Source organism: Verrucomicrobiales bacterium, assembly GCA_016793885.1.
GTDB lineage: Bacteria > Verrucomicrobiota > Verrucomicrobiia > Limisphaerales > UBA11320 > UBA11320.
Genome location: JAEUHE010000050.1, coordinates 1 through 9,069 on the forward strand (window position 1 = coordinate 1; position 9,069 = coordinate 9,069).

Sequence of the window (9,069 nt, forward strand, 5' to 3'; positions counted from 1 at the left end):
TTCGAGGAATTTGCGGCCTTCCCAGATGTTGAAGTGGTAACAGCCCACGGCGATCACGCCGACAATCAACAGCGAGAAATACTGCAACCAGGCCAACTTGGGCCATTCTAGCTCGCGTTCGACTTCCTCCGGGATGATGTAATATGCGGCACCCATGAATCCGCAGAGCAGCCAAACCACCAGGAGATTGGTATGCACGGCCCGGGCCGTGTTAAACGGGATCCAGTCGTGCAGCACATCGTAGCCGATGCGAGCAAACCCCATGATGAAGCCATAAACGATCTGCAGCGAGAACATTACCATCGCGGCGGCGAAGAACCAGTAGGCGATTTTTTGGGATTGGTATTTCATTCGAAGGTCGGTTGAGGTTGGGCGGGGGCGACGGCGGCGGGAACGCTTCCGGAGAGGCTGAGCAGGAAGTCCACGATCTCATTGAGCTGAGCTTCGCTCATGTCAATTTTCGGCATGGGAGTGCCGGGCTTGATCGATTGTGGGTTGGCGATCCACGCCATCATGTCTGCTCGTGATTTGCGGTTTCTCACGTCGTCCAGCGGTGGCCCGACGGTTCCGCCCGCTCCACCCACGGCGTGGCACGCTACACAAATGGTGCGGAAGAGTTCGGGCTGGGGCTTGCCAGTGGCTCCCCCGCTCGAGACCACGTTCTGGACCTTGCCAGCGAGCGGCGGTTTGGCGGGGAATCCTTGAAGATCCACGTTTCCGCACCATTCCAGGAACGCGATGACATCGTCTATCTGAGCCTCGTTGAACCCGTACTGCACCATCTTGCGTTCCCCAGGGAACATTTTTTGCGGGTCCTTGAGAAAGAGCTTCAGCCAAGGCTTTCCGCGACGTTCCACCACTTTGGTGAGTTCAGGCGCATAGTAGGCTCCCTCGCCGAAAAGGGTGTGGCAGCCCATGCAGTTGTTGTCCTCCCAAATCATTTTTCCTCGCTCAACCGCCGGGGTGATCTTGTCATCGTGGGTCAACGCAGGGATCTGCTGCATGGAATCGTAAGTCAGGGCGAGAAAGGCCGCGCTAAAGACGACAGTTCCTCCCACAAAGAAGGTCTTTGCTTGTGATTTGCTCAGCATGGTGGCGACTCCGGTTGACGGCGTTCAGGTTGGTTCATGGCGACCTTTGTATCCAAAGGTGCTCCGGGATTCCTTGACCCCGATCAAGTCCGCGCGATCCAAAGGTCCTGACTTGGGTGAAGCGGCCGCCGAGATTCCGTCGGCCGCTTGCATCCTCACTACTTCTAAAGGGGTACCGACAAATCAACGAAGGTGAGGTAAGCCTCAAAAGTTCACATTCAATTGGGTGTAAACGTAGTTGGCGTCGGCAGATCCGCCGATGTTCTGGAAGGTCTTATCGACGTATGATCCGGCGAAGAAATGTCCAAAACCTACCTCGAGCTGGGCGTATCGCGTGACAGCGTAGCCCGCGATCAGATCCAGTTCCGATCCGACAAAGGATCCGTAGTTGGAGTTGACCCCATATCCCGTTCCAGTGGCCGCGCCACCGCCACGGGGAACGCCGCCCACGTTGTAGAAATTGTCGGAGGTGTCGGCCAACCAGAACAAGTGGCCTTCCAACGCGAGGCTCAGGCGCGGATGAGGCTTGATCTGGTAGATCACCCGCACGTCGTGGATGTTCTCCAGAGAAACGAAATCCATGTAACCATAGAACTTATGATTGGTAGGAAATAGATTCTCGAAGGTGCCATGCTTGTCGTCCCTCGGATCCGAGTCCCCAGACCCATGTGAGTACTCCAGGCCGATGCGAGGCGTTCCAAAGGATTCAGCGAAGGTGTATCCCCCTTGGAGGATGTATGCGTAAGCCAGATGTTCCTGGCTTCGGAGCGGCACGCCGGCACGAGTGTCGTTGAAATGACCAAATTGCCCGATGAGGTCCACCGTGTAATCCCAGCTGCCGAACTGCCCCGGCAGTGACTTCAGACGAGCGCCCAACGTGTAGATATCTCGAGCGCTCGGCTGGGGAGATTGCGGCGTGAGTTCCGCCCGTGCCGCCTTGGTGCTGGCGTTCCTCGCGAGGAAGTAGAAGTCCAAGGAATGCTTCTGGATCAAAGGCGAGGTCGCATAGAATCCAGAGAAGTAATCGTAGTCATTGCTGACGTTGAACCGCGAGTCTTCCGGGATCACCACCCGGCTCGTAAAGAAGTCAGCGCCGAACCAAGCGTTCTGCCATCGCATCTTGGCGGCATCAAAGACGCGCCCGATGTTGTTCCAGGCGAACGCTCCGATGATGCGCTCCTCGCCATAGGACATCTCCTGCCGTCCGACCTTAAGCGAGAGAGGAAATTCCTTGTGGTTGCCCAGGGTTACATAGGCCTGGTGGAGATCGATGCTGTCGGCCTCAGGGCCGCGTCCCTTATAGACCACGGGAGCTGTCGATGCGAATCGATCGTCCTCCTGAACGAGACTGCTGCGTCCCTCCACCAAAGCGCTCCACCATTGTGCCGTGTAACCCAGTCGCAACCGGATGCGCTCCATAAGATAAGCGTTGTCCACGTCGGCGTTGGTGTTGCGGAAGTCCAGGGAGCCCGGAGCTCCGGCGATGCCGAAATTATCCTTCAACTCATAGCGCATCCGTACCGACCCGCCAATATCCCAAGCCGCCGTGCCGGGGTCATCCTTGCGCAACCATTCGTTGATGAATCCTTGAAACGGCTTCGGCGGCGGAGGCGGCGCATACTGCGCCTGAAGCGAGCCGCTATGAACGAAGGCGAGCGCTCCCAGCGCGATCGGTGCGAGATGACGTGTGCGATGGTTGTTCATGAATGGGGACTAGGTTGGGTTGGGATCTCGTCCACCTATGCCTCTGGTCCGTCGGCCAGGCAGACGATGCGGTCGGATAGGAAAAACGCTTCAGCCACGTCGTGGGTGACCATGAGAGCAGTCCTCTGATCCCGCTTCCAGAGTGTCGAGTTAAAGCGGCTTGACGAACTCGATCGGCGCAGGCTTGACCACCGAGCAAGATTGTTTGGGACGCGCCGTGGGCACGAAACCCGGATCAGCGAAATCTCCCTTGCTGATACGAACCCGGAAGATATCCGGTCCTTGCTCCAAATATTCCCAGCGAAACGTGCCGGCGTACTCCCAGGCGAACTGGTAATAGAGTGGAACAGGGTCGTGATCATTCACCAGGAGGATGGCCGCCCCCGAACCTAGCTCCGTCCACATACCGAAAATCTTCGGGTGCCGTTCGCGCGGTGGCATCGTTCGGACGTCGATCAAGTGTTCAGACACAGTAGCATTCATGCTGTGAAGCTAGCCTTGTTTAAGGCAGCAGGCCTTGACTGGCATCAAGGTTTCGACTTGAAGTGCGCGCGAGGGGGGGGCCATGCCCGCGTTTCACTCACCGAGGTTGCGGCGCAGGAGCCCAGCAAGTTTCGCGGGGTTCAGCACACTGACGACCCGGCCTTTGACTTCGATCAGGTTCTGTTCCCGGAACTTGGCCAGCGTGCGCGAGAAGGTTTCACTGACCGTGCCAAGTTCAGAGGCAAGGTCGCGTTTGGTCATCGTCAGCTCGATTTTCAATGGCTTCTCGCTGGCGGGATTCGGGCAGCGCTTGAGCAGCCAGTTGGCGAGGCGGGTCTCGACATCCTTCAACGTCAGATCCTCCAACTGCGCCACGAGTATGCGCAAGTGCGAGCTCATCGAGGCAAGCATGCGAAGGGCGAGTTCCGGCTGACGGCGCAGGAGCGCGAGCATGCCGGCTTTTTCCACGAGCATCACCTGCGATTGCTCCAGCGCGCGGGCGTCGGCAGGATAACCCTTGTCCGTGGCAAGCGATGCTTCAGCAAAGGATTCGCCGGCGCGAAAGACGCGGATGACCTGCTCTTTGCCGACAGCGCTGACGCGGTGAACATTGATGGCACCGGTCTGAACAACGTAAAAGCCACGGGACGGTTCGCCTTCATGAAACAGGTAGCTGCCCTTGGGGACGGATTTAACCACTGTGATTTCCGCAAGCGTGCCCAGTTCAAGCGGAGACATGCCGGCGAAGAGTTGGCAACTGCGAAGGGCGTTGGCGATGCCGGTTTGTTTGAGTTCGGCCAGCGTGGTGGTCATGGCACCTGTGTTTAGTCACATTTCCGCCAGAAGTAAACAATCCAACTCCCTGCCTCGCCGCGTTCGATTTTCGATTCAAAGCCCTGGCTGCCAAGCAGCTCAATCAACGGCGATGGCAGGAATGGTGCGATGACAAGCAAACCTGCTCCAGCAGCAAGTTCTTGGACTCGCTTAAGGATGGCCGGCAGCGGTTCCTCCCCACGTTGGAGAAGGGTCCGAACATCGAGTCGCTTGAATTGACTGATAGCAGGCATGCTCATGGGTGGAGAAGTCGAAGGAGTTGTTTGACGGTTTCCTCGGGTGCCTGGTTGAGCCCGACCTGCTGATGAACCACCTCCCCGCCGGGGTTGAGAACCGTGAGGATGTTTGAGTGTGCGAATTGGCCGCGGGCATCCTTCTTGAACTTCACGCCGAGGAGCGCGGCAAGTTCGAGGATGTCATCGGACGTGCCTCGCAGAAGCGTCCAGTTCGCGGTCAGTTCATGGATCTTTCTATACTCGGCCAGCACCAGTGGAGTATCCCGCTCGGTGTCGAAGGAGACGAGCACGAAGCCGACCTTGGAACGTACCTCTTCAGGCAGCGCGGCTTGAATCTTCTTCATGTCGTGGACCAGTACGGGACAGGCGAACTCGCACTTGGCAAAGAACATGGTGACGACAAGCGGAGGCCCTCCCAGCTCGCCGAGCTTCAAATCCGCGCCCTTGTCGTTGGTCCAGGTGGAATCGAACTGAAAAAGTGAGCGATCCGACATGGGCTGGCCGGATTCCGCTGGCTTCAAGCAGCAGGAAGGTGTTTCAGAGACGGTCGAGCAGCCGGTCTGCAAGAAGGCGATCGCCAGCGATGCCAGCGTTAGGGTGATGATTCTCATTTGTCGTCTGCGTGGAGGCTTCGCGCGCCGCGGAAGCCGAGGTTGTGAACGGTATAGCCCGCCTTGAGACTGCTGCGAAAGCCGTAGCGCATGAAGGCAGGAAAATTGGAGGTGTCCTTGGCACCTTCTGACCCGCTGCCACAGAAGAGCTGGCGGTCGAGGCCCGTGTCGCCACGCGCGTCGCCGGTGACCATGGCGGTGTTGAAGTCTGCCACCCATTCCCAGGTGAGCCCGTGGAGATCATGAACGCCAAAGACATTCGTGCGACCACGCCCGACAGGTGGGAGTGATTCCGGCGACGGCGTCGAATACCAGTGGCGTATCTGGCGCACGAACTCAGGATCTTTCTCACCATCGGGGCAGTTCGGGCTGGCAGCGGCTGCGTATTCCCATTCAGCGGTCGTCGGCAGGCGCTTTCCTTTCCAGGCGCAGTAGGCTTTGGCAGCGAACCACGAGACGTGCGTGACGGGTGCATTGACCGGAGCGTTGGTGCCGGGATCGAGATCTCCGGCCCAGCGCCTCAGGTATTCCGCGTCCGCGAAGATCCGCTTCGCCTGCGAGCGACGCCACTTCGGATGCGCGCGAACGAACTCGAGATAATCTCCGTTTGTGACCGGCAGCACATCCAGCCAGAATCCAGGGACGGGGACATCCTTCGGATCCTTCTCTGCGCGAAACAGTGGCGTGTAACGGCCGGCCGGCACCAGTGTCATGCCATTAGGTGGAGTGACGGCCGACCGCTGCTGTGCCTGAACTGGCCGCAAGACCGCCATCACGACGAGGAACACGAGGTGCAACGTGAGCGTGGTCTGGCGATTCATGACGGCGTCCTTACTCGAAACTATTCACGGCCGGTGCCGGTGCCTCGCTGCGGATGCGGCGCACTTCCTCGGGCTTCACCGCGTCACCAGAGTTGCCGAAGCTGTTCACCACGTAGGTCACTACATTCGCCACATCCTCGTCGGAAAGATAGTTCAGCGGAATCATCGTCCCGTTGTAGGTCTTGCCGTTGACGACGACTTCGCCGGTCTGGCCGAAGAGAATGTTTCGCACAGCGCGGAATCTATCCGCCATCATGTAATCCGACTTCGCCAGCGGCGGAATCTGCCCGGGGATGCCTTCCCCGTTCAACTGGTGGCAGACGAAACAGGTTTGCATGAACACCCCCTTGCCCTTGGCGATTTGAATGTCCTTGGTTAGTCCGGAAATTTTCGGGTCGGACTTGATTGCCTCCCTCATCTGCGCCTGCAGGGCGGCGACTTGCTTCTCCGCTTCCGAGCCTGCCTGCGCCTGGCGGCCTAGATAGACCGCGTCCACTTCCTTGCCCGAATACACGATCAGGTTCTCGGGGCCGCTCACCTTCAACATGCCGAGTGCACCCTTGTTAAAGGCGCGAAAGAGCGAGTGATCTACCAGAATGTAGGTGCCCGGCACCTCGGTCTTGAACTCGACAATGGCCGATCCGCCCGCCGGCACCAGGGTGGTTTGCACCTGCTCCTGCGAGATTTTGATCCCGCCTTCGGCATAGACCTTGTCGAATATTTCGCCAATGACGTGGAAGGAGGACACAAGGTTCGGCCCGCCGTTGCCGACATAGAGGCGTACCGTTTCCCCGACACTGGCGGTGATCGCCTTGTCGCCCACGAGCGCGCCGACTGAACCGTTGAATACCACGTAGGTGGGACGCTCATCTACGGCCTTGCTCTGGTCGAACATCTGCAAGCCTTCCTCGCCGTACTTGCCCGCCGTGTAAAAATCGCCCTGCATCACGTAATACTCCTTGTCCACCTTGGGCATCCCGTCCTTCGGCTCCACGAGGATGAGTCCATACATGCCATTGGCGACATGCATGCCGACGGGCGCAGTGGCACAATGGTAAACATATAGGCCGGGATTGATCGCCTTGAAGGTGAATTGCGATTCGTGGCCCGGCGCTGTGAACGACGAAGCTGCGCCGCCGCCCGGCCCGGTGACCGCGTGCAGGTCGATGTTGTGCGGCATTTTACTTGAAGGATGATTGGCCAGGTGGAACTCCACCAAATCGCCTTCACGGATGCGGATGAAACTTCCCGGTACATCGCCACCGAAGGTCCAGAACAAATACTCCACTCCGTCGGCCATCTTCTTCACGACTTCCTTCACCTCGAGCCGCACGATGATCTTGGTGGCGTGCGAGCGCTTGATGGGTGGGGGTACGAAGGGAGGCTGAGTCAGAACAGCGTTTTCCTCGCCCTGAATCGTGGGATCAACCGCTTTGGGACCGGTTTTCTTCACTTCCGATTCAGCGGCCAGTGCCGCTCCGGCGATCCACATCGCGCAGAGCGTGACAGCGATTCGGATGGTTTGCGTTTTCTTTTTCATGATGGGTTGTCGGTTTTTTGGTCCGGCCCGTCTTCCGCCGCATGGCGGGCACGGTTCCATGCTTACGGATATCTTCGGCAGAAATGCCTCCGCCGTCTTTGACCGAGGTCATGTTTGTCATGATTTCGCCACCAGGATTGAGATTGATGCAGGTCAAAGCGCGGACAGGGCAAGACGGGCAACCTCCGTCCATGAAGTTCGATTTTGACGACCGGCCGTTCATCGTGATCTGGGAGGTGACGCGTGCGTGCAGCCTCGCCTGCCGCCATTGCCGAGCCGAAGCGAACCTGACCCAGCATCCACTGGAACTGAACACACAAGAGGCGTTCCGGTTCCTCGAGCAGGTGGCACGCTGCCAACCGAAACTCTTCGTGCTGACAGGCGGCGATCCCATTCGCCGACCCGATCTCCAAACTCTCATCCGTCACGCGACCGATCGAGGGCTGCGCGTGAGCTTGAGTCCCAGTGCGACGCCGGAGTTTGCGGAGGCGGACCTCAACGCGTTCAAGGAGGCGGGAGTCGAACGCATCTCGCTCAGTCTCGACGGCGCAAGCTGCGAAACGCACGACCGTTTTCGCGGCGTCGCAGGCACCTGGAACTGGACCATGGAAGCCATCGCCAACGCCGCGCTGGCTGGCATTCCGATTCAGATCAACACCACTTTTACCCGCCAGAACCTTTGGGAGTTCGACTCGTTTGTCCGCCTGCTCGATGAGATTCGTCCCGCACTCTGGAGCGTCTTTCAACTGGTTCCAACCGGGCGGGGCAAGGTGGACGATCTGTTGACAGGACCGCAGATGGAAGAATTGTTCGAACGGCTGGCTCGTCTGTCCCGCACTGCGCCCTACGACATCAAGACCACCGAAGGCCAGCACTACCGCCGCGTGGTCTTGCAACAAGCACACGGCGCGAAACCTTCTGGAGCGCGCGCGCCGCTCGGCATCAACGACGGCAAGGGCTTCGTCTTCGTCTCGCACATCGGGAACATCCAACCCAGCGGTTTTCTCCCGTTGACCGCTGGCAACGTGCGCAAGGACGAATTGCTCGACGTTTACCGGAACAGCCCGCTCTTCCGCGAGCTGCGCAACCCCAGTTTGCTGAAGGGCAAGTGCGGACGCTGCGAATTCAAAACGATTTGCGGCGGTTCGCGCGCCCGGTCCTATGCGATGACGGGAGATTACCTTGGCGAGGAACCGTTATGTGTCTATCAGCCTCCGCTCCGAACTGCGGAGAGTTCCCAAACGACTGTGGGTTAACATATTCCGGTCCGGATGCGTCCGTAGTCGCTCATGCGGGCGGGGGTCCACGCCGGATCCCACACGACATTGACCTCCACGTCCTCGACTCCTTCGAGATTGAGCAATGCGCACTTCACGCCCCAGGCGATACTTTCGTGCATCGGACATCCGGGCGTGGTCAGTGTCATCGTCACAGTGACTCTGGTGCCATCGATCGCGATTCCGTAGATAAGACCTAGATCAACGATGTTGCAGTCTATCTCCGGGTCGACGACCAGACGCAGGGCTTCTCGGAGGGTGGTTTCGTCAATCATGACGGGGGTTGGGTGCTTGTTGGCTGAGTCGTTTTGAAATCGAGCGGCATCAAGCGCGGTCGGACCAAGTGCGAGAGAACGGTCCCCATGTTCACGATGAAGACCGTGACGCTCGCAAGCAACAAAGCGCAGCCGCCGCGCACACAACTCTCCTGGCCGAGTGCCGTCGCCACGCTGGTGAATGCCAGTCCAACCAG

The 9,069-nt window shown here is 58.8% G+C and carries 11 protein-coding genes; 1 reads left to right on the plus strand and 10 read right to left on the minus strand.

Translation table 11 applies throughout. From position 1 onward, the window contains the following. The 9 genes from JNN07_06740 to nirK all read right to left on the minus strand — a co-directional run. Positions 1-351, minus strand: a 351-nt coding sequence (locus JNN07_06740; protein ID MBL9167422.1) for a cbb3-type cytochrome c oxidase subunit I, incomplete at its 3' end; no start/stop codon positions are given. Continuing rightward, positions 348-1,091 carry a c-type cytochrome gene (locus JNN07_06745; protein ID MBL9167423.1) on the minus strand — a complete coding sequence of 248 codons (744 nt, stop codon included), beginning with the start codon at positions 1,089-1,091 and terminating at the stop codon, positions 348-350. The genes JNN07_06740 and JNN07_06745, both read right to left, overlap by 4 nt. 204 nt (positions 1,092-1,295) lie before the next feature. Further along, complete coding sequence (locus tag JNN07_06750) at positions 1,296-2,795, minus strand: alginate export family protein (protein MBL9167424.1); 1,500 nt, start codon at positions 2,793-2,795, stop codon at positions 1,296-1,298. A 150-nt stretch (positions 2,796-2,945) separates the two neighbouring features. Beyond that, complete coding sequence (locus JNN07_06755; GenBank protein ID MBL9167425.1) at positions 2,946-3,278, minus strand: DUF2249 domain-containing protein; 333 nt, start codon at positions 3,276-3,278, stop codon at positions 2,946-2,948. Between the two features lie 93 nt (positions 3,279-3,371). Next, positions 3,372-4,091, minus strand: coding sequence for a Crp/Fnr family transcriptional regulator (locus JNN07_06760; GenBank protein MBL9167426.1), 720 nt, complete (start codon positions 4,089-4,091; stop codon positions 3,372-3,374). A gap of 11 nt (positions 4,092-4,102) precedes the next feature. After that, complete coding sequence (locus JNN07_06765) at positions 4,103-4,351, minus strand: DUF2249 domain-containing protein (GenBank protein ID MBL9167427.1); 249 nt, start codon at positions 4,349-4,351, stop codon at positions 4,103-4,105. Continuing rightward, positions 4,348-4,959 carry an SCO family protein gene (locus JNN07_06770; protein ID MBL9167428.1) on the minus strand — a complete coding sequence of 204 codons (612 nt, stop codon included), beginning with the start codon at positions 4,957-4,959 and terminating at the stop codon, positions 4,348-4,350. Before JNN07_06770 ends, JNN07_06765 begins: the two co-directional genes overlap by 4 nt. Further along, the gene (locus JNN07_06775) at positions 4,956-5,780 is read right to left on the minus strand and encodes a formylglycine-generating enzyme family protein (protein MBL9167429.1); all 825 of its coding nucleotides are present in this window, start codon (positions 5,778-5,780) and stop codon (positions 4,956-4,958) included. The genes JNN07_06770 and JNN07_06775 overlap by 4 nt, the downstream gene beginning before the upstream one ends. A gap of 10 nt (positions 5,781-5,790) precedes the next feature. Then, positions 5,791-7,320 (minus strand): nitrite reductase, copper-containing, encoded by a 1,530-nt coding sequence (gene nirK, locus JNN07_06780; protein ID MBL9167430.1) that lies wholly within the window; start codon positions 7,318-7,320, stop codon positions 5,791-5,793. Positions 7,321-7,511: 191 nt separating this feature from the next. Here nirK and JNN07_06785 point away from each other — a divergent pair, with 191 nt between their 5' ends. Further along, entirely contained in the window at positions 7,512-8,576 is a 1,065-nt protein-coding gene (locus JNN07_06785; GenBank protein MBL9167431.1) for a radical SAM protein, read from the plus strand. On the opposite strand, the gene JNN07_06790 is transcribed toward JNN07_06785, so the two are convergent. Further along, positions 8,573-8,872, minus strand: coding sequence for a metal-sulfur cluster assembly factor (locus tag JNN07_06790; protein ID MBL9167432.1), 300 nt, complete (start codon positions 8,870-8,872; stop codon positions 8,573-8,575). The genes JNN07_06785 and JNN07_06790 overlap by 4 nt on opposite strands. Between the last annotated feature and the right edge of the window lie 197 nt (positions 8,873-9,069).

Bases quoted from the DNA above. Each gene is read 5' to 3' on its own strand.
- JNN07_06745 (MBL9167423.1), bottom strand. From the start codon at position 1,091: ATGCTGAGCAAATCACAAGCAAAGACCTTCTTTGTGGGAGGAACTGTC.
- JNN07_06750 (MBL9167424.1), bottom strand. From the start codon at position 2,795: ATGAACAACCATCGCACACGTCATCTCGCACCGATCGCGCTGGGAGCG.
- JNN07_06755 (MBL9167425.1), bottom strand. From the start codon at position 3,278: ATGAATGCTACTGTGTCTGAACACTTGATCGACGTCCGAACGATGCCA.
- JNN07_06760 (MBL9167426.1), bottom strand. From the start codon at position 4,091: ATGACCACCACGCTGGCCGAACTCAAACAAACCGGCATCGCCAACGCC.
- JNN07_06765 (MBL9167427.1), bottom strand. From the start codon at position 4,351: ATGAGCATGCCTGCTATCAGTCAATTCAAGCGACTCGATGTTCGGACC.
- JNN07_06770 (MBL9167428.1), bottom strand. From the start codon at position 4,959: ATGAGAATCATCACCCTAACGCTGGCATCGCTGGCGATCGCCTTCTTG.
- JNN07_06775 (MBL9167429.1), bottom strand. From the start codon at position 5,780: ATGAATCGCCAGACCACGCTCACGTTGCACCTCGTGTTCCTCGTCGTG.
- nirK (MBL9167430.1), bottom strand. From the start codon at position 7,320: ATGAAAAAGAAAACGCAAACCATCCGAATCGCTGTCACGCTCTGCGCG.
- JNN07_06785 (MBL9167431.1), top strand. From the start codon at position 7,512: ATGAAGTTCGATTTTGACGACCGGCCGTTCATCGTGATCTGGGAGGTG.
- JNN07_06790 (MBL9167432.1), bottom strand. From the start codon at position 8,872: ATGATTGACGAAACCACCCTCCGAGAAGCCCTGCGTCTGGTCGTCGAC.